The sequence below is a fragment of the Spirabiliibacterium mucosae genome, from assembly GCF_014884965.1.
Taxonomy (GTDB): Bacteria; Pseudomonadota; Gammaproteobacteria; order Enterobacterales; family Pasteurellaceae; genus Spirabiliibacterium; species Spirabiliibacterium mucosae.
This window is the reverse complement of record NZ_JABTBO010000020.1, coordinates 17280-37693: the sequence shown is the minus strand read 5'-3', so window position 1 is coordinate 37693 and position 20414 is coordinate 17280. Positions and strand designations below refer to the sequence as shown.

The following is a 20414-nucleotide window of genomic DNA, read 5'->3' as shown; positions in this document are numbered from 1 at the left end:
GCTTTTGGCTTATTTGCTCAAATCCAACTGATACAACGCAAAGCCGTTGTCGTCTTGCCCGATGTTTTGCATTGGGTATTGGGCTTTTTCTTTGATAAACGCCGCGGCTTTGTCTGACGGCGAGGTTTCAAAGAAGACGTGCGCTTTGTTGTCAGGGATGGCTTTGATGCGCCAGTTGTTATCGGCGGTGGCTTTCACTTCACCTTGCTCTTGGCTCACGCGGCGGATGTAATCGGCCACAATAGTGCGGTTTTCATCCGGTGCTGAGAAGGCGATGTGCGCGCTGCCAGTGCCTGGGAATTTTTCCCCAAAGGCGCGGTAGTTGTTGGTGGCAATCAAAAAGTGTTGTTTCACATCAATCGGCTTGCCGTTGAAGGTGAGATCAACAATGCGGTGCGCGTCAGGGTTAATCAGCTTGCACTCGCCGTCATAGCGCGCAGGTTGGGTCACATCCACTTGGTAATTGACGCCATCAATCACATCAAAATTATACGTGCGGAAGCCGTCCCAGTTGATCAAGCTTTGTTTTTCCGCCTTGGTTGGGTCAATTTGGTTAAATTGGCCGGCGGAGCACTCCAGCCACTCGCGCACCTCTTCGCCGGTGACTTTCAACGCCACCAGCGTGTTAGGGTAGAGGTACAAATCCGCCGCGTTGCGGAAGGTCAGCTGGCCTGCTTCGACCTCGGTGTAGTTGCTTGGGTCATTTTTGCGCCCGCCCACTTTAAATGGCGCCGCTGCCGAGAGCACTGGCAGGTTGCCTAAATCTGGGTCGCCTTGGGCAAAACGTTGGACATAATCTTGCTGGGCGAGATTGACAATTTGAATGGTTGGATCGTCTTGCACCAGCGCGAGGAAGCTGTACATTTTGTCATCGGCTTTGCCAATCGGTGCGTTGACATAATCGCGCGTGCTTTTGTGATCGTCTTTCAGCACGTCCAAAATCGGCACGTATTGCTTGGCGATGGCGGTTTTGTTTTTGCTGTCATAAATCGGCAACGCCTCGGTGGTGCCAGAGACCACTTTCCACTTGCCCGAATCATTATTGAGCTTGAGGTCAATCACACCAATGTGGCTGCCCCAGCGCCCTGGCATCACCGACGGCACGCCGTTAATGGTGCCCTTTTCAATGTCCGCACCTGGAATCTCGGCAAACTCTTTGCTTGGATAGACCGCGTGCGCGTGGCCAAAGGCGATGGCGTCAATGCCCTCAACTTTTGAGAGGTAATACACAGAGTTTTCGGCCAAAGTGCGGTACGGCTCGGCAGACAGGCCAGAGTGTGGCACAGCAATCACGATATCCGCGCCCTCTTCGCGCATTTTCGGCACCAGCTGCTTGGCGGTTTCGGTGATGTCTTTGGCGATCACTTTGCCTTCAAGATTCTTCTTATCCCAAATCAGCACTTGCGGCGGCACAAAGCCGATGTAGCCCACCTTGAGCTGTTGCTTGTTGCCGTCGGTGTCGACAAAGTCATACTCTTTGATGATATACGGCGTGAAATAGTGCTTGTCGTCTTTGCCGTTAGCAACATAAATATTGGCGTTGATATACGGGAATTTGGCGCCGGCAATTGAGCGGTCTAAAAATTCCAGCCCGTAGTTAAATTCGTGGTTGCCGATATTGCCCACATCATAATCGAGCAAGTTCATCGCTTTATACACCGGGTGCAGCTCGCCCTCTTTCAAGCCTTTGGAGGCCACCCAGTCGCCCATTGGGCTGCCTTGGATCAAATCCCCGTTGTCGACCAACACGCTGTTTTTCACCTCAGCGCGGGCTTTTTGCACCAAATCCGCCGCGCGCACCAGCCCGATTTTTTCTGACGGTTTGTCTTTGTAGTAGTCATAATCCATCATGTTGGCGTGCAAGTCGGTGGTTTCCACAATGCGCAGGTCCATATCCGCCGCGCTCGCCAACGCAGGCAAGCAAAGTGCGGTCATCATGGCAAGATGTAATTGATTAAACGTGATTTTCATAAACACTCCGTTTGTTATTAGAATAATCAGCCCAATTTTACGGGAATTGCCCAAGCCATGAAAAGTAGCGCGGGCGAGAGAATGTAAGAATTCCAGCCAAGATCACATTCTTGCAATAAACTTTCGTTTTTTTGCGCATTTATGTGTATCTTAAGCAATTATCTTGCAGCAATAACAATAAGGAGAATGTATGCAGCATCACAATGGCACCCCCTTCCCACCGCACTTTTTATGGGGCGCGTCGACCTCGGCCTACCAAGTTGAAGGTGCTTGGGACGAAGACGGCAAAGGCCCGTCAGTGATTGATATGGCGTCAGTTGTGCCCAATACCAGCGATTTCAAAGTGGGCGCGGATCACTACCACCGTTTTAAAGAAGACGTGGCGCTGTTTGCCGAGCTGGGGCTGAAAGCCTATCGCTTTTCGATTGCCTGGAGCCGCGTGTTCCCCGACGGCGACGGCGCGCTCAATGAAAAGGGCTTGGCGTTTTACAGCGCGTTAATTGACGAGCTGCGCGCGCACAATATTGAGCCGATTGTCACCCTTTATCACTTTGATTTGCCTTATGCCTTGGCGCAAAAAGGCGGCTGGTCAAACCGCGCCACCATTGATGCCTTTGAGCGCTACTGCACCGCACTTTATGAGCGCTTGGGCGATCGCGTGAGCTATTGGCTGACGATTAACGAGCAAAATATGATGATTTTGCACCCCAACGCGCTTGGCACCGGCGGCGGCAAGGGCGAGAATCCAATGAAAGATATTTATCAGCAAAATCACAATATGTTTGTGGCGCAGGCCAAAGCGATGGTCAAATGCCATGAGATGCTGCCGCACGCCAAAATTGCGCCGGCCATCAACATTGCCTGTGTGTATCCTGCCAGTGCACGACCTGAAGATATCATCGCGGCGGATAACTTTGAAGCGCTGCGCAACTGGCTCTATCTCGACATGGCCGTTTATGGCCGATACAACCACTTAGCGTGGGCGTTTTTGCAATCCCGCGATGCCACCCCAGACATCGCCGAGGGCGACATGGCGCTGCTTAAAGCCGCCAAGCCTGATTTCATCGCGTTTAACTATTACAGCTCGGCGACCGTGTCCGCCAGCCACGGTGACGGCGATGACGTCGGCTCAAGTGGTGACCAGCAACTTGCCGTGGGCGAATCGGGCTTTTTCCGCGGCGGCAAAAACCCGCACTTAAGTGTCAACGAATTTGGCTGGGAGATTGACCCCGCGGGCTTTCGCACTACGATGCGGCGCATTTATTCGCGCTACGCCTTGCCACTGCTGGTGACGGAAAACGGCCTTGGTGCCTTTGATGAAGTGGAAGACGACGGCAGCATTAACGATGACTACCGCATCGATTATTTGAAAAAGCACCTCCAGCAGCTGCAGCTGGCGATTGCCGACGGGGTGGAAGTGTTTGGCTATAATCCATGGTCGGCGATTGATTTGGTCAGCACCCACCAAGGGGTGAGCAAGCGCTACGGCTTTATTTACGTTAACCGCGATGAATTTGACCTCAAAGACCTCGCGCGTGGCAAGAAGAAGAGTTTTTATTGGTATCAAAAACTGATTGCCCACAATGGCGCCACCTTGTAGTGCAGGCAAAGTGCGGTCTGTGGTATGCTAGTGCAAATTCACATGAGGATATTATGAACAACTATAAATTAATTGCATTAGACATGGACGGCACGCTGCTTGATAGCCAAAAACGCATCAGCGAGCGCAACCGTCAAGCCATTTTGGCCGCCAAAAACCGCGGCGTGCGTGTGGTGCTGGCCTCAGGCCGCCCGTTTGCCGGCCTCAAGCACTATTTTGAGCAGCTTGAAATGACCAGCCCCGAGGATTATGTATTGTGCTTTAACGGCGCGCAGGTCAAGCGCATCAGTGATGAAAAGATCATTCAAGATTTCCAATTCACTGGCCGTGAGGCCAAGCTGCTCGCTGATCATGCAAAATCCATCGGCATCAACCTGCACGCCTTTTCACCTAGGCGTGGGCTCATCTCGCCTGATTGCGGGCCGTGCAGCCAGCACGAGGCGGAGATCAACAAAATCACGCTCAACCAATTGGATTTTGCCGAGCTGAGCGACGAGGAGCCGATCATCAAAGTGCTCTATGCCGATGATAGTGAAAAAGTCACCCACGCGATGACAACCTTGCCAGCAACGCTCAAAGAACAGTTCACCGTGGTGCAAAGCACGCCGTTTTTTATGGAGTTCCTCCACCCGAAAGCCAACAAAGGCAGCGGCATTGCGGCACTGGCGGAGTTTTTGGGCATCGCGGCGCGGGATGTGATTTGCATGGGTGATGCTGGCAACGACGCCCACATGGTGGAATACGCCGGCCTTGGCATTGCGATGGAAAACGCCACCGACGAGCTCAAAGCGATGGCCGATGCCATCACCGGCCACCACAACGACTCAGGCGTGGCGCAAGCGATTGAGCGCTACGTGTTATAAGGAGTGCCTATGCACATTGTGATTGCACCAGACAGTTTCAAAGAAAGCCTCACCGCCCAAGCGGTGGCGCAGGCCATTCAAGCAGGCTTTGCGCGCATTTTCCCTGATGCTAGCTACACTTTGGTGCCGATGGCCGACGGCGGCGAAGGCACGGTGCAATCGTTTGTGGACGCAACCGGCGGCAAGTTAATGCAAAGTGCGGTCAAAAGCCCACTGGGTGAAACAGTGCAAGCCCAGTGGGGGCTTTCAGGCGACGGGCGCACGGCGATCATCGAAATGGCCGCCGCCTCGGGGCTGCATTTAGTCCCTATGGATAAGCGCAATCCTGAGCACACCACCAGCTTTGGCACCGGCGAGCTGATCAAAACCGCACTTTGCCACGAGGTGGAGGACATTATTCTCGGCATCGGCGGCAGTGCCACCAACGACGGCGGCATCGGCATGCTGCAAGCCCTTGGCGCGCATTTTTATGATGACAACGGTGACGAGCTCGCTTTCGGCGGTGCTGCGCTGGCAAGCCTGGCGAGAGTGGATTTATCACAGCTGGATGAGCGCCTAAGTAAAGTGCGGTTGTCCGTTGCCTGTGATGTCGATAACCCACTGACAGGTGAGCACGGCGCGGCGGCGGTGTTTGGCGCACAAAAGGGCGCCGATGAGACGATGATCAAACGCCTTGATCATGCCCTTGGCCATTTTGCCGAGGTGGTTGAGCGTGAGCTTAACAAAGCCATCAATGACGTCAAAGGCGCAGGTGCCGCCGGCGGCATGGGCGCAGGATTGATGCTATTGCCTAACGTTGCGTTGCGCTCTGGGGTGGAGATTATGCTCAACGCCGTGGGGCTGGAGAGCAAAGTGCGGTCAGCCGATTTGGTCATCACCGGTGAAGGGCGCATGGACGGGCAAACGGTACACGGTAAAACGCCGATTGGCGTGGCGCGCTGCGCCAAAGCGCACAACAAGCCCGTGATTGCCCTTGTCGGCTGCTTGCGCGCGGATTATGTCGCCGTTTACGATCACGGCATTGATGCGGTGTTCCCGATTATTCAGCAACTCGACAGCCTTGAGAACACCTTAAAGTGCGGTGCGCAAAACTTGCAATCCTGCGCCGAGAATGTCGCGCGGCTGTACAAATTGGCAACCGCACTTTAGGTTTTAATCAATTTTCCAAGCGGTGAATGTGCTTTTTCGCCGCAATCAGCGCGCCGCACCAGCCGGTAAAGGCGGCCAGGGCGATGATAAACAGCACTTCGATAACATTCATGCCGTTGAGCTCAAATTTCACCGCAAAAATATTGGCGACATAGTCAATCGCCGTCGAGAAATAGGCAATCGTCAAGCCGCTCAACAAAGTGGCCAGCACGCCGCCGATAATGCCATAAATCAAGCCTGTGTAGAGAAACGGCCGCAGGATAAAGTGCTCGGTGGCGCCGAGGAGCTTCATCACCTCAATGTTGGCGCGCGCGCTGTACACATCCGAGCGGATGCTGTTGCCGATCACCAAAATCACCGCCAGCAACATCAACAAGGTGCACACCACTGCAATGCGCCCAGCCAGCCAGGTGATGGCGCCGAGTTTTTCCATCCAGTCGGTGTCTAGCCGCACTTCATCCACGCCTTTGATTTTGATCAGCGTTTGCTTGAGCTCGGTGAGCTTCGCGCTGGTTTGAAACGCCTCCGTTGGGGTTATCATCACCACCGCCGGCAGCGGGTTGTCGTCGAGCATCGCCAGCTCATCATTGAAGCCCGACCATTGGCGGAAATCCTCCAAACTTTGCTGGCGCGAGATGTAACTGAGCTCCGCCACGCCCTTTTCTTGGCGGATTTTGTCCACCACCAAATTGGCATCGGCCTCGCTTAAGGTTTTATGTAAGTAAACACTTATTTGTGACTCAGGGTAAAACTTGGTGGCCGCCTCTTTGGTGTTTTTCCACAGCAGATAACTGATGGTCGGAATGGTCAACGACACCGCGATCACCAGCACCGTCAGCGCGGTGCCAACACGTTTTAGCCACAGGTCATTGAACACGGATTTCAACACATATTGGGTTTGCATCCAAAACGGCGCTTGGGTTGGGCGTGAGCTCATAGAATCTCCTTATTGAAATGCACGAAGATGACCTTGCTCAAGCACTAAGGTCGGTTTTGGATATTGCTGCACAATGGTGTGATCGTGCGTGGCGACCAGCACCGTCACCCCCACGCGGTTGAACTCTTCAAACAAGCGGAAGATCTCACGCGATAGCGTTTTATCCAGGTTACCCGTAGGTTCGTCGGCCAGCAACAATTGCGGGCGGTTGACCACCGCGCGGGCGATGTCAACGCGCTGCTGCTCACCGCCAGAGAGATGCAGCGGCAGGTGATTGGCGCGGTGCAAAAGCCCGACTTTATCAAGCGCAGCACAGGCGCGGCGCTTGATTTCATTAGGGTGCATGCCCGAGATAATCAACGGCAAAGAGACATTTTCCAGCACGCTGCGGTCAGTCAGCAGGTGGTAGTCTTGGTGCACCATGCCAATTTGGCGGCGCAAAAACGGGATTTGATCATCGCTTAAGCGGGTGATGTCGTGCCCGTTGAAATAGACCGAGCCGCCATTGGCGCGCTCAATGCCCATGATGAGCTTCAACAGCGTACTTTTGCCCGCGCCAGAGTGGCCGGTGAGATAAGTCATGGAGCCCACCGGCAGGTGGAAGCTCAAGCCCTGCAAGGCAGGTTTGCCGCCAAGGTAGGCTTTACTAACGTTAATAAATCGGATCATATCGGCCCTTATTCTTCGTCTTGTTCTTGGCTAAACAGTGCATCGATAAATTCTTGCGCGTTAAACGGGCGCAAATCTTCAATTTTTTCGCCAATCCCGATGTAGCGAATCGGCACATTAAATTGATCAGCAATGGCAAAAATCACGCCGCCTTTGGCGGTGCCATCGAGTTTGGTCAGGCTGATGCCCGTCAGCCCTGTGGCCTCGTTAAACAACTTGGCTTGGCTGATGGCATTTTGGCCGGTGCCCGCATCAAGGGTGAGCATGATTTCATGCGGGGCGTCTGGGTCGAGCTTTTTCATCACGCGCACGATTTTTTTCAGCTCATCCATCAGGTGGTTTTTGTTTTGCAGCCGGCCTGCGGTATCCGCCAAAAGAATATCAATGTTGCGCGCACGCGCCGATTCCATCGCGTCATAAATCACCGACGCGGCATCAGAGCCGGTACTTTGCGCCACCACAGGGATGTTGTTGCGCTCACCCCACACTTGCAATTGCTCCACCGCTGCTGCGCGGAAGGTGTCACCTGCCGCCAGCATCACCGATTTGCCCTGTTGCTGGAACTGCCGCGCCAGCTTGCCGATGGTGGTGGTTTTGCCCACGCCGTTGACGCCCACCATCAAAATCACAAACGGTTTTTTGTCAGTGATTTCAAGGGGCTTGGCCACCGGCTCGAGGATCGCCGCCATCTCTTGTTTGAGTTTTTGATAGAGTTGCTCAGCATCGCGCAGCTCTTTTTTGCTGGCGTGTTCGGTGAGGTTGTTGATGATTTTGGTGGTAGTCGGCACGCCGATGTCGGCAATCAACAGCTGCTCTTCCAGCTCTTCAAACAGCTCATCGTCGATTTTTTTGCCCCGAAAGAGGTTGCGAAAGCCACTGCCTAGGTTCTGCTTGGTTTTCACCAGGCCTTTTAACAAGCGGCTGAAAAAGCCCCCTTGGCTCGGCTTTTCTTGCTCGACCGCACTTTGTCTTTTTTCTTGCTCTTCGGCTAGGCGTTTTTCTTCCGCTTCACGTGCCGCTTGCTCCTCGGCTAAGCGTTGCGCTTCTGCCTCACGCGCGGCCTGTTCTTCGGCTAAGCGTTTCTCTTCCGCTTCACGCGCCGCTTGTTCTTCGGCTAAGCGTTGTGCTTCTGCCTCGCGCGCGGCTTGTTCCTCGGCTATGCGTTGCGCTTCTGCTTCGCGCGCCGCTTGTGCTTCAGCCAAGCGCTTTTCTTCTGCCTCGCGTGCCGCTTGTTCCTCGGCTAAGCGCTTTTCTTCTGCTTCACGCGCCGCTTGCGCTTCGGCTAAGCGTTGTGCTTCTGCCTCACGCGCCGCTTGTTCTTCGGCTAAGCGTTGTGCTTCTGCCTCATGTTCGGCTTGTTCTTCTGCTTGCGCTTGTGATGACGCTTCCTCGTTTTCGGCTGGTTGCGGCTTGTCTTTGCCTAACCCCAGCCAAGACCAAAACCCACCTTTTTTCTTATTCTCTGCCATTGCTGCTCTCTCTTGTGACCGCACTTTGCATTATTTTTCCATAATTGGCTAAGTTTACCACCGATGGGGGATTTTTGTGAAATGTTATCCGCCAATAAAGCCGTGCGCGGCGATGATGCGCTGGCTCTGTGCGCTTTGTAAAAAGGTGAAAAACGCACTTGCTGCACCATTTGCTTGCAGCCGTGCGCAGCCGTAATCGGCGATGATATTGAGATCCCTTGGCAGCGCTAGCGTGATGAGTGCTGGGTCAGCGGCCAAAAGTGGGGCGTAATGGGCGTAGCCGAGGAAAAGATCAGCCTTATTGTGAGCGAGCAAATAGCGTGAGGCAATCTCCCCTTCAGGAATCGCCGCGGTGGTTTTGCCGCCCACCAAAGGCAGCGCGCGCTGTTTGAGGCTTTTTCCTTCGCCTGGGTAGCGCGCGTCAATCCGCTCAAACAGCTGCCAGGCGTAATCACCACAAGGGTCGGCGTTCGGGGTTGAGGTGCCCAGGCGCAAAGTGCGGTCAAACAACAAACTCAAGGCATCGCGCCCCTCGGTTTGAGGGCTGCGCTTGGCGGTGAGCCCTAGGCAGTTGTGGGCGATGGTGGCGCGCTCAAGCACCTTGTGCTGCGCGCTCAAGGTGTCGATGTGCTCAAGATTGGCGCTGATGAAAATATCACAGTGCTCGCCTTGCTCAATCCGCTCACGCAACAAGCCTGCTGGGCCAAAGTGGCAATCAATAGTCAACGTGCGGTTTTGCTCGTGAAAGGCGTCAGCCAAGGCGTTTAAGGCGCGGCGAAAGCTGCCGGCGCTAAGGATAGTCAGTGTGTTCATGTGGCGTTACCAAGGTGTCAAATAGTGGGATGATATGCTCAAAGCGCACGCCGTGCTCGGTCACGCGGTGGCGAGACATCGCCAATGTAAACAGCCGGCTTAATTGCTCAGCGCTGAGCACCGCGTTGCTGGCGCCAAAGTGCGGTTGGCCGGGGTGCATCAGCAATGTTTTGTCAGCGATTGCCAAGGCGTGGTTGGGCTGGTGGGTGGTGAACACAATGCTGATGCGGCGCTCGCGCGCAAGCTCGGCGAGCAAATTGAGCACCTGATTTTGGTTGAACAGATCCAGCGCGGAGGTTGGCTCGTCGAGCATCATTATCTGGCACTCGCTGGCCAGCGCCTGGGCAATCAGCACCAGCTGCTTTTGCCCGCCAGAGAGCGTGTTGAAGCTTTGTGGCGCCAGCGCGCTTAATTGCATTTGCGCCAGTGCGGCCAGTGCGGCTTGGCGGTCTTGCGCGCGCGGGGTGGCAAATGTGCGGATATGTTGGGCGCGGCCCATCAGCACAATGTCCAGCACGGTGTAATCAAACGCGGCGGTAAAAAATTGCGGCACAAAGCCGATGGTGGAGGCCACTTGCAGCGTGCCTGTGCGCGGCTTGAGGTGGCCGAGCAGCAGGGAAAGCAGCGTGCTTTTGCCGCAGCCATTAGGCCCAAGAATGGCTAAAATCTCTCCTTGGGCTAAGGCAAAGGATAAATCCTCAAACAGCCAAGGCGCGCGCGGGTAGTGAAAGCCCAATTTATGCAGGCAAAGTGCGGTCTTATTCATCGTGCACCTGCCGTCGTAAACGATAGACCAGCAGCGCGAACACCGGCGCGCCTAAAAGTGCGGTGAGGATACTGATCGGGATTTCGCTGGCGGTTAAAGTGCGCGCGAGATCGTCGATCACAATCAAATAAATCGCGCCCACGAGCATGGCGGTGGGCAGCAATTTTTGGTGGTCAGCGCCCACTAACATCCGGCTGATGTGAGGGATAATCAGCCCCACCCAGCCAATGCTACCGCTAATCGCCACCTGGCAGGCCACAATGGTGCCCGCGCAAAACAGCACGCACCAGCGCAAAGGAGCGACCTTGACGCCCAGGGCGCAGGCGTCGCGATCGTTGAGTGACAGCACGTTGAGCCGCCAGCGCAGCCCAAGTAACACCGCCGAGCACAGCGCCCATGGCAGGGCGAAAAAGAACAGTTTTTGCCCGTTGGCGGTAGCAAAGCTGCCCATCAGCCAAAAAACGATGCTCGGCAGCTTTTCTTCAGTGTCGGAAATGTATTGCAACAGGCTCACCAGCGCGGCGAAAAAGCCGCTTAAAATCATGCCGGTTAAAATCAGCATCAACAAGCTGCCACTGGCCACGCGGCGGTTGAACAAAAACACCAGCACTAAGGTGGCGATGCCAAAAGTCAAGGTGCTGGCAAACAGCGCCAAGGTGGACAGGCTAAAAAAGATCGCCAATGTGCCGCCAAAGGCCGCGCCTGAGCTGACACCAATCACGTGGGGATCGACTAACGGATTGCGAAAAACGCCTTGCAGTACCGCCCCGCTGAGTGCCAAGCCCGCGCCGACAAGGCCAGTGGTTAAAATGCGCGGCAGGCGCACATCAAACAGCACTTGGCTTTCAATGGCGGGCATGGGCATCGCGGTGATGCGCTGGTACAACAAAGTGAGGATTTGCTCAAGGGATAAGGCATACCGCCCCAGACCGAGTGAGATCAGGACGGTTGCCAGCAGCCCAAGGGCGAGCAGCCATAAAGTGCGGTTACTGTTTAGCTGGGGTTGGGACATAGTGGGTGCGATAGAATTTTTGGTAATAATCGTTAACCATTTTATCTAAATCAATGTCTGCAAAGCGCTCAGGGTAGAGCTTTTTCGCCATCCACAACTCGCCTAAACCGACGGCCTCAGGCATTGGGTAGCCCCACGCTTTGGCATATTGCGGCATTAAATAGACTTTTTTGTCTTTCACCGCTTGGATATTTTGCCATTGCGTGCCGTTGACAATCTCAGGCACCACGTCTGGGTAGCGGTTTTGCACAAAAATCACGCTTGGGTTCCAGCTCAGCACTTGCTCCATTGACACTTGTTTGTAGCCTTTGATGGTGCTGGCTGCCACGTTGTTGGCGCCCGCGTGCTCCATCATCAAGCCGGTGTATTTGCCCGAGCCGTAGGTGGTTAAATCAGGGTTAGCCATGTAGGTTGGCACGCGCGCACCTTTGGGCACATTGGCCAAGCGGGCTTTGAGCAATGGGCGGTTGGCAAAGGCGGCTTTGATCAATGCTTCACCGTTTTGTTGCTTGTTGAACACGTTAGCAATCAGTGCGATGCCTTGTTTGAGCCCCTCGCTGTAAGCTTCGTTTTCATCTTGCAAGGTTGGGTTGAGCTTGGCTTGCTCATCTTTTGGCGACACCCGCAGTGAAATAGCAATCACCGGCAGGCCCGCGTCAGAGATTTGTTTAATCATCTCAGGTGGCGCGTAGTTGGTGACAAATACCACATCAGGCTTGAGTGAGAGCAGGCTTTCGATATTCACTTTGGTCAGCTCACCAGGCATGGCCATTTTTTCCAATTGTGGTGCCAAACGGACATAATCTTTACCGAGATTTTTCTTCCAAGTGGACAAAATCCCAACAATTTGGTCGGTTGCGTCAAGCTGCACGGCAATATCCAACGTTTGGTGTTGCAACACCACCGCGCGGCTGATGGTGTCAGGAATCGTCACTTGACGGTCTAGTTGGTCGGTAATTTGGCGATCGGCCCACGCCATGGTTGAGGCAAAGGCCAGCGTAAGCAAAACCGCACTTTTAATTTTTTCATAGCAACTCCATCGTTATTTAAAAAACCATATAACGATAACAAAGTTTATCGCGATGTGAAACGAGTTTGTTTATTTTTTAAAAATTGCTGTGACAGGCCAACGTGCGGCAATAAAAAAGCCACTCAAACGAGTGGCTTTGAAGATGGAATAAAAGAATGATTATTTTCTTTTTTACCGCCGAATACACCAGTGTAGCCGCCTTTATCAAATTTACCACTGATTTCAGCCGCGTTATCACCGTAGAATCCACCAGTTACACCGTCTCCACTAAATTTGCTTGAGCCTTTCGCAAAGTCAGTTTTGAATGAGGTGATGGATTTATTTTTGTCAGAGATGATTTCACCATCGATCTCACGTTTACCAAAATCCACACCAATATTTGCGCGACCAGATTCTAATGTTTTGCCACCATCTTGGGTAAATAACGCACCACCAAAGTAGTTTGCTTTACCTTCATCAGGCATATCTTTTGTCGGCACACCATAGCTAAAGAATTTGCCATGATTAGCCAGTTTTACGACACCGAAATTGCTTTCTTCATAACCATCACTTGTGATGATTGTTGTTGAATCTTCTTTTTTCTCTTTGAAATCTTTAAATTCTTTTGATCCTTTAGCGTCAGTTAAATCATAGGTTTTGTCACCAATTTTGATTGAGTGAATTTTACCTTTAACTGATTCGACGCCATCTTTGAAAGAGTCTTCCAATTGAGTGTATTTGTCTTTCAATTGATCTTCTGTGCTCTTGTCGTCGTCGCTGCTGCTACACGCGGCAAGACCTAAAGATGCAACTAATGCCAGAGCTAAATAAGTACGCTTCATAGGATATCCTCCAATTGTTGTTATGGTAATTTGAAATGTGCGATTTCAAACGTCTATGAAAGCATAGCAAATATACCATTTGGGATCAAATGTCTTTTTTGTGAATACTTTTTGATATATATAGTTTACAAATGTGACTTTCAGTTGAATAAATAAAAAGGGAAGTGATAAGCAAAGTGCGGTATTAACCGCACTTTTGGTTTTACTTGGCTTTGCCCTTCGGTTTTGGCTTGCCGATGTTTTTGCGATCGCGATGGCGCACCTTGATTTTCTTTTGCGTCGTCTTTTTTTCCGGCTTTTTTCGCTTTAGCGCGTGCTTTTTGTTTTTTGCTCGGGGATTTTTTGCCGTCGTCTTTCGGCGCTTTGGTGCGCGGCTCAAGGCCTTCAATCACGCGTGGTTTGATGAGCTCCTGGGTGTAGCGGCGGATTTTGCCCAGCAGTTTGTAGTCGTGCCCTTCCACCAAGCACACCGCCGCGCCCTTTTTGCCTGCGCGCGCAGTGCGGCCAATGCGGTGGAGGTAAACGTCGGCGCTATAAGGCAAATCGTAATTGAAGACATAATCCACATCGTCAATGTCGATGCCGCGGGCGGCCACATCGGTGGCCACCAGCACGTTGACCACGCCGTTTTTGAGCTTGTCGATGGCGTTGTTGCGCTGGGTTTGCGCCATTTCGCCTTCAAGGTAGGTGCTGCGCACGTTGCGTTTGCGCAGCATCTCGCTAAGTGGGCGCACGTCTTCACGCTTGCGCACAAACACAATGGCGCGGGCAATTTGCTCGTTTTCAATGATGCGCACCAGCAGCTTGAATTTGTGCTCTTTGCTATCAGCATGGCACATCCATTGGTGAATTTTTTTGCGCTCACGCCGGCTTGGCTCAGCGTCCACGGTCACGGGGTCATTGAGCAATCGCGTGCTGAAATCGTGCAGTAATTCGCCCTCCAATGTGGCAGAAAAGAGCAGCGTTTGCCCACGCCAGCGGGTTTCTGCCGCAATCGTTTCCGCATCTTGGCCAAAGCCCATCTCCAAAAGGCGGTCAGCTTCATCAAAAATCAAAATCTCCACCGCGCGGCAATCAAAATGCTCTTCTTTGATGTATTGCAACAGCCGCCCTGGGGTGGCCACCACAATATCTTGCGTTTCACTAAAGGCCTCAGCGTGGTTTAAAAACGCCACGCCGCCGGTGATGGTGGTGACTTTCAGCGGCGTGAACTGGCATAACGCTGTCGCTTGTTCAGCCACTTGTAGAGCCAACTCGCGCGTTGGTGTTAGAATAAGCACACGCGGCGCGCCGGGCTTTTTGCGCGGGAAGTCGAGCAAATGCTGAATGGCGGGGATCAAAAACGCCGCCGTTTTGCCCGTGCCAGTTGGCGCAGAGCCTAAAATATCGCGCTTGTCGAGCGCCGGCTCAAGCGTTTGGCGTTGAATTTCCATTGGGCGCGCATAGCCCTTGGCGGCAATGGCCTTGAGCAGCGCGGGGTGTAAATCAAATTCGTCAAATGTTGTCATAGGGTATCCTTTTATGTTGCCCTGATTATAGCGGTGTTGGTGGCAAACCGCACTTTTTTTATCGCGAGAATCCGATGAGCTTTCAGTTTAAACAGTTTTTTATCCAAGACGATCGCTGCGCCATGAAGGTGGGCACCGACAGCATTTTGCTCGGCAGCTGGGTGGCGCTGGATAGCGTGCGCTCGGTGCTGGACATGGGCTGCGGCTGCGGCATTTTAAGTTTAATGCTCGCCCAGCGGCTGCAAACGCAACCGCACGTTGCTATTGCCGCCGTTGACATTGAGCCCAACGCTTGCGCGCAAGCGCGCGAGAACGCCGCGCAATGCCCGTGGGCGGCGCAGATTGCGGTGCACCAAGGCGATGTCGCCAGCTTTTGCGCGCACGCTGACCGCACTTTTGATTTGATTGTCGCCAACCCCCCGTATTTCCCGCTCGGGGTTGCTTGCGCCAACGCCCGCCGGCAAACCGCGCGCTACATCGGCCACAGTGCGCTGGCCTCGCACCTTGACTGGCTGCTGTGCGCCAAACAGTGCTTGGCGCCCAACGGCCGCATTGCGCTGGTGCTGCCGTTTCACGCCGGCCTTGATTTAATTGATGCCGCTTGCGCCCACGGCCTTTTTAACCACGCGCGGCTTGATGTGGCCACCACCGCCGGCAAAGCGCCACAGCGCATGTTGCTGAGCTTTACCGAACAACAAAGCACCTGCGCGCACCACAACCTCACCATTCACGACAACGGCGATTACAGCGCTGATTACCGCCAACTCACCCGCGCGTTTTATCTGCGCTTTTGATGGGATAAAGCGCGTGACCGCACTTTGTATTTTGGCATTTTATTACGGCGCAAAAGGCAGTATAATCACTGGATAAATAACCAGTAAAAGTGCGGTTGGGATGGAATTTTCAGAGCTTCTTGATGGATTGAATGCGCGCCAGCGTGAGGCCGTGGCGGCGCCGTTGGGTAACTATTTGGTATTGGCGGGCGCAGGCTCGGGCAAAACGCGGGTGCTCACCCACCGCATTGCCTGGCTGATTGGCGTTGAGGGCGTGCGAGAGGGCGAGATTTTGGCGGTGACCTTCACCAACAAAGCCGCTGCCGAGATGCGCCAGCGCATTTTTGCCACTTTGCAGCGCGAGAGCTATCAAGGCAATCGCGGCATGTGGATTGGCACTTTTCACAGCATTGCCAATCGCATTTTGCGCGCCCACCATGAAGACGCCAACCTGCCGCAAGATTTCCAAATTATGGATAGTGAAGACCAGCAGCGCATGATTAAACGGCTGCTGAAGCTGCACAATTACGACGAAAAAAACTTCCCGCCCAAGCAGGTGGCGTGGTACATCAACCACCAAAAAGACGAAGGCCGCCGGCCGCAGCACTTAGATCACGCCAATTATCAAGAGCGCGAATGGGTTGAGATTTATAAACTCTATCAAGACGCGTGCGACCGCGCGGGGCTGCTGGACTTTGCTGAGCTGTTGCTGCGCGCTTATGAACTGTGGCTGAAAAAGCCGCTGATTTTGCAGCGTTATCAACAGCGCTTTGGCCATATTTTGGTCGATGAATTCCAAGACACCAACACCATTCAATACGCTTGGATCAAGCTGCTGGCAGGCGGCGTGGGCAAGGTGATGATTGTCGGCGACGACGACCAATCAATCTACGGCTGGCGTGGCGCGCGAGTGGAGAATATTCAGCGCTTTTTGCAAGATTACCCCAACGCGCAAACCATCCGCTTGGAGCAAAATTACCGCTCCACCGGCAACATTTTGCGCGCCGCCAATGAGCTCATCGCCAACAACGCCGAGCGGCTGGGCAAAAAGCTCTGGACAGAAGGCGGCGAGGGCGAGCCGGTGGGCATTTATTGCGCCTTTAACGAGCTGGATGAAGCGCGCTTTGTGGTTTCTCAGGTGGAAAAATGGGTCGACGACGGCGGGCAATACACCGACTGCGCGATTTTATACCGCAGCAACAGCCAATCGCGCGTGCTTGAAGAGGCGTTTATCCAAGCCAAGGTGCCTTATCGCATCTATGGCGGCGTGCGCTTTTTTGAACGCCAAGAGATCAAAGACGCGCTGGCCTATTTGCGATTGATTGCCAACCGCCACGACGATGCCGCCTTTGAGCGCGTGGTCAACACCCCTGCGCGCGGCATTGGCAACCGCACTTTAGACACCCTGCGAGAAATCACCCGCGAGCGCGGCGTGACTCTGTGGCAGACAATTAACCTCGCCTTTCATGAAAACCTGCTCGCCGGCCGCGCGCTGACCGCACTTTTCCGTTTCACCGAGCTGGTCAACGCCCTTGATCAAGAAACGCAAGAAATGCCACTGTTTGCACAAACCGATTATGTGATCAAGCACTCAGGGCTATATGCTATGTATCAGCAAGAAAAGGGCGAAAAAGGCGAAGTGCGGATCGAAAACTTAGAGGAGCTGGTCTCCGCCGCGCGCGGCTTTGTCAAACCCGACGAGGCGGAAGATCTCAGCGATTTGACGGCGTTTTTAACCAACGCTTCGCTTGAGGCCGGCGAAGGCCAAGCCGACAGCCATCAGGCGTGCGTCGAGATAATGACATTGCACTCCGCCAAGGGCTTGGAGTTCCCACGGGTGTTTATTGTCGGCGCGGAAGAGGGCATCTTCCCAAGCCGCATGGCGCTAGAAGAGCCCGGCCGGCTGGAGGAAGAGCGCCGCTTGGCGTATGTTGGCATCACCCGTGCGATGCAAAAACTCACCCTCACCTACGCCGAAAGCCGTCGCCTTTATGGCAAAGAGGAGCGCCACACCCTCTCGCGCTTTGTCGCCGAATTGCCGAAAGAGTGCGTGCAAGAAATCCGCCTGCGCGGCAGCGTGACCCGCACCTTCCAGCCAAGCCAAAGTGCGGTCAGCGCGTTTGGTGAGAGCGAATGGAAGGTGGGGCAAAAAGTCCAGCACAACAAATTTGGCCAAGGCACCATCATCAACGTGGAAGGCGCGGACAAAAACACCCGACTGCAAATCGCCTTTCAAAACCAAGGCATCAAGTGGCTGATCGCCCATATCGCCAAATTGGAAAAACTGTGACACCGCGCACAAAAAAACCGCACTTTTCGCTCGCGACAACGTGCGGTTTGCATTAGTATAGGCAGGTGACTATTTACAGGAAACGCCCAGGCCATGATAATTTCTGACCGACCGACCGACCGACCGACCGACCGACCGACCGACCGACCGACCGACCGCCACCTAACGGCGCGCTTTCTCGAGCGCCTTTCTCCCGCGTTTATTTGTACTCTTTTCCCTTCACCACGGCCTGATGCGCTGTGCGCGTTGCCGTGCGTGATGTTCCCCCATTCATTCAATTAACACAACCATAAGGAGCATATTATGTTAGAGAAGAAACTCATCAAACTCAGCTTAACCGCACTGGCCGCATTAGTGTTAACCGCTTGTGGCAGCAGCGGCGGTGACGGCGACAGCAGCAGCGATTCTGCCGTGAACAAAGTCGAAAACTCCGCGAAAAAGGTAGAAGATAAGGCGAAAGACGTTGTCAATAAAGTTGAAGCTGCGGGCGATAAATATCATGGTGGCAGCGTGACGTTGAACGTTGAAGACGGCAAGCCTGCCAATGCGATATATGCCGCAGTCAGCTCAAATGATTACGGTAAAATCAAAGTCGATGGCAAAGAAATGTCTGTGTTAAAACAGAATCAATATTCAGGCATTTATTCTGGCCGCTGGATGATTATCAATAACGAGGCTGTTTGCTGCGGCAACGTGTTAGATTACGTTCAAGTGGGTTACACCGTCAAAGGTAATAACGCGATTGCTTATTACAACGGTGAGTTGACCGCACTTAAGGATATTCCTCAATCAAACAAAGTGAAATACGCCACAACAAACTCCGCGATGGTAGGGCTGTTTGATCTTGATGGAACCAAAGAAAAAGATGCATTGAGAGCCATGAACTTCTCACCTGAGCTGACCGCTGATTTCGATGCTAAAAAACTCACTGGTAGCATTTATGCATCAACCAAATCCAATGATAAAGACAGAAAAGAAATGGTGACGCTTCAAGCAGACATCAAAGGCAACAAATTTGCGGGTACAGCAAGCTTGGTTAACCTAGATAAAGCCGATATTGAGCGCGCTAATTTGCAATCTGAAGCAGAAAAAACAGCGCAATTAAATGGCGCATTCTACGGGCCAAATGCCGCAAATGTGGCAGGTATTGCGCACAATGAAAAATGGGGCGTGGTGTTTGCTGCTGAAAAGCAAAAATGATAAAGTGATAAACATTCTTATTTAACCTGTTACAATAAAGCTATTCGCATGGATAGCTTTATTTATTTTAGGGAGCCGTATGACGTATCACATCAGCAAATTACCCTTGTCGCTGCTGGCGACCGCACTTTTGATTTCCGCGCCTGCTTTGGCGCAAGAGGCCAAGCCTGAGCCGCGCGATTTGCCCGAAACTCAGCTTGACGTTGCCCGCCCTGTTGCGCCGAAAAAGGCGCCTGCCGTGGCGCGCGAAAAGGACGACAAAACGCTGTCGATCAGCAAAGAAGAGCTGGCCAAACACCCTGATTTGGTGGTGCGCGCGCTGGTGCCAGCCTTGGTGCAAAACAACGCCGATGGCGTGGCGCTGTTGCTGCCGATGTACCGCACTTTTGATAAACATGACCCACTGTTGGTGAAATGGGGCGAGGCGATTTTGGCGCGCGAAAAAGGCGATTATGCCCGCTCGGTGGCGCTTTATCGCCAACTGTTTGCTGAAAATCCGCAAGTGCTGCCAGTGCGCTTTCAAATGGCGCAGGCGCTGTTTTTAAACAACGAAAACGACGCGGCGAAAGATCAATTTGAAAAGCTGCGCAGTGAAAAGCTGCCTGCTGAGGCCAAAGAGGTGATTGATCAATATTTGCAAGCGCTCAATCAGCGCGATGCGTGGTCGTTCAACGGTGGCGTGAGTTATATGCGTGAGCCGAACATTAACAACGCGCCCAAAGCGGGCACCACGCTTGATGTCAACGGGCGCAAGTTCACCGCTTGGGATCGCGAAGATGCGCAAGGGCTGAGTTACAATTTTGGCGTGGATAAAAAATGGTCACTGCAAGGTGGCTGGTTCACCAAGCTCAGCGGTGATGTTTATGGCAAATACTATTGGGATAACAAAAAATACAATCAAGTCACCGCACGCGTGGGCGCAGGCGTGGGCTTTCAAACCGCGCGCAGTGAAATCAGCCTTACGCCGTTTTTTGAAAAACGCTGGTATGGCGGCGGCTCAAGCGGTGGCGATGCGTTAAAACAGTTTTCAAAAACCACCGGCGCGCGGCTTGATGCGAGCTATTGGCTCAGCCCGCACTGGCAAATTTCCAGCGCGCTGGAATACGGCGAGCAGCGCTACCAAGAACGTAAGCACTTAAACGGCAACAACTATTTGTGGTCCAACACCTTGCTTTATATGCCAAGCGGCAATCAGTATTGGCTACTCGGCGCCGATTACAGCCGTGACAACGCGCGCGACAAAGACGACGCCTCCGATCGCAAAGGTTTGCGCCTAGGCTGGGGGCAAGAGTGGAAATGGGGCCTGTCAACTCGCGTGGTGCTGGGCTACGGCAAGCGCGAATACAAAGCGCCTGGGCGGTTTTTGACCGTGGCGCAAAAAGACGATGAATACTCCGCCAATGTCAGCCTATGGCATCGCAGCGTACACTTTTGGGGCATCACCCCGCGCGTGACCTGGAGTTATCAAAACGTGAAAAGTAACCACCCGTTTTACACCTACGACAAAAGCCGCATCTTCCTTGAGCTGAGCAAGCGCTTTTGA

The 20414-nt window shown here is 53.3% G+C and carries 16 protein-coding genes and 1 pseudogene; 7 read left to right on the top strand and 10 right to left on the bottom strand.

From position 1 onward, the window contains the following. Positions 1–9: 9 nt before the first annotated feature. Positions 10–1971, bottom strand: a complete 1962-nt coding sequence (locus HPC37_RS08245) for a bifunctional 2',3'-cyclic-nucleotide 2'-phosphodiesterase/3'-nucleotidase (RefSeq protein WP_208122679.1) — start codon at positions 1969–1971, stop codon at positions 10–12. 190 nt (positions 1972–2161) lie between these two features. On the opposite strand from HPC37_RS08245, the gene HPC37_RS08240 reads away from it, so the two are divergent. The 3 genes from HPC37_RS08240 to HPC37_RS08230 are packed head-to-tail and all read left to right on the top strand — an operon-like array spanning position 2162 to position 5583. Next, on the top strand, positions 2162–3571 hold the full coding sequence (locus HPC37_RS08240; protein ID WP_208122678.1) for a glycoside hydrolase family 1 protein: 1410 nt from the start codon (positions 2162–2164) through the stop codon (positions 3569–3571). A gap of 53 nt (positions 3572–3624) precedes the next feature. After that, on the top strand, positions 3625–4434 hold the full coding sequence (locus tag HPC37_RS08235) for a Cof-type HAD-IIB family hydrolase (RefSeq protein ID WP_208122677.1): 810 nt from the start codon (positions 3625–3627) through the stop codon (positions 4432–4434). Positions 4435–4443: 9 nt separating this feature from the next. Then, positions 4444–5583, top strand: a complete 1140-nt coding sequence (locus tag HPC37_RS08230; RefSeq protein WP_208122676.1) for a glycerate kinase — start codon at positions 4444–4446, stop codon at positions 5581–5583. Between the two features lie 7 nt (positions 5584–5590). On the opposite strand, the gene ftsX is transcribed toward HPC37_RS08230, so the two are convergent. From ftsX to srmB, 9 genes and pseudogenes are all read right to left on the bottom strand, one after another. Then, complete coding sequence (gene ftsX / locus HPC37_RS08225; protein ID WP_208122675.1) at positions 5591–6520, bottom strand: permease-like cell division protein FtsX; 930 nt, start codon at positions 6518–6520, stop codon at positions 5591–5593. 9 nt (positions 6521–6529) lie between these two features. After that, positions 6530–7189: a cell division ATP-binding protein FtsE gene (gene ftsE, locus HPC37_RS08220; RefSeq protein WP_208120881.1), complete on the bottom strand. Its 660-nt coding sequence runs from the start codon at positions 7187–7189 to the stop codon at positions 6530–6532. 8 nt (positions 7190–7197) lie between these two features. Further along, positions 7198–8658 carry a signal recognition particle-docking protein FtsY gene (gene ftsY / locus HPC37_RS08215; protein ID WP_208122674.1) on the bottom strand — a complete coding sequence of 487 codons (1461 nt, stop codon included), beginning with the start codon at positions 8656–8658 and terminating at the stop codon, positions 7198–7200. Positions 8659–8742: 84 nt separating this feature from the next. After that, a complete protein-coding gene (locus HPC37_RS08210) occupies positions 8743–9471 on the bottom strand; it encodes a substrate-binding domain-containing protein (protein ID WP_208122673.1) in 729 nt (242 codons plus the stop codon). Beyond that, a complete protein-coding gene (locus HPC37_RS08205) occupies positions 9449–10237 on the bottom strand; it encodes an ABC transporter ATP-binding protein (protein ID WP_208122672.1) in 789 nt (262 codons plus the stop codon). Before HPC37_RS08205 ends, HPC37_RS08210 begins: the two co-directional genes overlap by 23 nt. Then, a complete protein-coding gene (locus HPC37_RS08200; RefSeq protein WP_208122671.1) occupies positions 10230–11249 on the bottom strand; it encodes a FecCD family ABC transporter permease in 1020 nt (339 codons plus the stop codon). Before HPC37_RS08200 ends, HPC37_RS08205 begins: the two co-directional genes overlap by 8 nt. Next, complete coding sequence (locus tag HPC37_RS08195; protein WP_208122684.1) at positions 11224–12228, bottom strand: ABC transporter substrate-binding protein; 1005 nt, start codon at positions 12226–12228, stop codon at positions 11224–11226. Before HPC37_RS08195 ends, HPC37_RS08200 begins: the two co-directional genes overlap by 26 nt. A gap of 173 nt (positions 12229–12401) precedes the next feature. Continuing rightward, complete coding sequence (locus HPC37_RS08190; protein WP_208122670.1) at positions 12402–13100, bottom strand: transferrin-binding protein-like solute binding protein; 699 nt, start codon at positions 13098–13100, stop codon at positions 12402–12404. A gap of 202 nt (positions 13101–13302) precedes the next feature. Beyond that, a pseudogene (gene srmB / locus HPC37_RS08185) lies at positions 13303–14608 on the bottom strand (ATP-dependent RNA helicase SrmB). A gap of 74 nt (positions 14609–14682) precedes the next feature. Here srmB and HPC37_RS08180 point away from each other — a divergent pair. From HPC37_RS08180 to HPC37_RS08165, 4 genes are all read left to right on the top strand, one after another. Further along, positions 14683–15402: a tRNA1(Val) (adenine(37)-N6)-methyltransferase gene (locus tag HPC37_RS08180; protein WP_208122669.1), complete on the top strand. Its 720-nt coding sequence runs from the start codon at positions 14683–14685 to the stop codon at positions 15400–15402. 100 nt (positions 15403–15502) lie between these two features. Further along, complete coding sequence (gene uvrD, locus HPC37_RS08175) at positions 15503–17671, top strand: DNA helicase II (RefSeq protein ID WP_208122668.1); 2169 nt, start codon at positions 15503–15505, stop codon at positions 17669–17671. 303 nt (positions 17672–17974) lie between these two features. Further along, entirely contained in the window at positions 17975–18871 is an 897-nt protein-coding gene (locus HPC37_RS08170) for a transferrin-binding protein-like solute binding protein (protein WP_208122667.1), read from the top strand. Positions 18872–18950: 79 nt separating this feature from the next. Then, positions 18951–20414, top strand: coding sequence for a surface lipoprotein assembly modifier (locus HPC37_RS08165; RefSeq protein WP_208122666.1), 1464 nt, complete (start codon positions 18951–18953; stop codon positions 20412–20414).

Bases quoted from the DNA above. Each gene is read 5' to 3' on its own strand.
- HPC37_RS08190 (WP_208122670.1), bottom strand. From the start codon at position 13,100: ATGAAGCGTACTTATTTAGCTCTGGCATTAGTTGCATCTTTAGGTCTT.
- HPC37_RS08170 (WP_208122667.1), top strand. From the start codon at position 17,975: ATGTTAGAGAAGAAACTCATCAAACTCAGCTTAACCGCACTGGCCGCA.
- ftsY (WP_208122674.1), bottom strand. From the start codon at position 8,658: ATGGCAGAGAATAAGAAAAAAGGTGGGTTTTGGTCTTGGCTGGGGTTA.
- HPC37_RS08205 (WP_208122672.1), bottom strand. From the start codon at position 10,237: ATGAATAAGACCGCACTTTGCCTGCATAAATTGGGCTTTCACTACCCG.
- HPC37_RS08165 (WP_208122666.1), top strand. From the start codon at position 18,951: ATGACGTATCACATCAGCAAATTACCCTTGTCGCTGCTGGCGACCGCA.
- HPC37_RS08235 (WP_208122677.1), top strand. From the start codon at position 3,625: ATGAACAACTATAAATTAATTGCATTAGACATGGACGGCACGCTGCTT.
- HPC37_RS08230 (WP_208122676.1), top strand. From the start codon at position 4,444: ATGCACATTGTGATTGCACCAGACAGTTTCAAAGAAAGCCTCACCGCC.
- HPC37_RS08180 (WP_208122669.1), top strand. From the start codon at position 14,683: ATGAGCTTTCAGTTTAAACAGTTTTTTATCCAAGACGATCGCTGCGCC.
- HPC37_RS08245 (WP_208122679.1), bottom strand. From the start codon at position 1,971: ATGAAAATCACGTTTAATCAATTACATCTTGCCATGATGACCGCACTT.
- uvrD (WP_208122668.1), top strand. From the start codon at position 15,503: ATGGAATTTTCAGAGCTTCTTGATGGATTGAATGCGCGCCAGCGTGAG.
- HPC37_RS08240 (WP_208122678.1), top strand. From the start codon at position 2,162: ATGCAGCATCACAATGGCACCCCCTTCCCACCGCACTTTTTATGGGGC.
- HPC37_RS08195 (WP_208122684.1), bottom strand. From the start codon at position 12,228: ATGGCGTGGGCCGATCGCCAAATTACCGACCAACTAGACCGTCAAGTG.
- HPC37_RS08200 (WP_208122671.1), bottom strand. From the start codon at position 11,249: ATGTCCCAACCCCAGCTAAACAGTAACCGCACTTTATGGCTGCTCGCC.
- ftsE (WP_208120881.1), bottom strand. From the start codon at position 7,189: ATGATCCGATTTATTAACGTTAGTAAAGCCTACCTTGGCGGCAAACCT.
- HPC37_RS08210 (WP_208122673.1), bottom strand. From the start codon at position 9,471: ATGAACACACTGACTATCCTTAGCGCCGGCAGCTTTCGCCGCGCCTTA.
- ftsX (WP_208122675.1), bottom strand. From the start codon at position 6,520: ATGAGCTCACGCCCAACCCAAGCGCCGTTTTGGATGCAAACCCAATAT.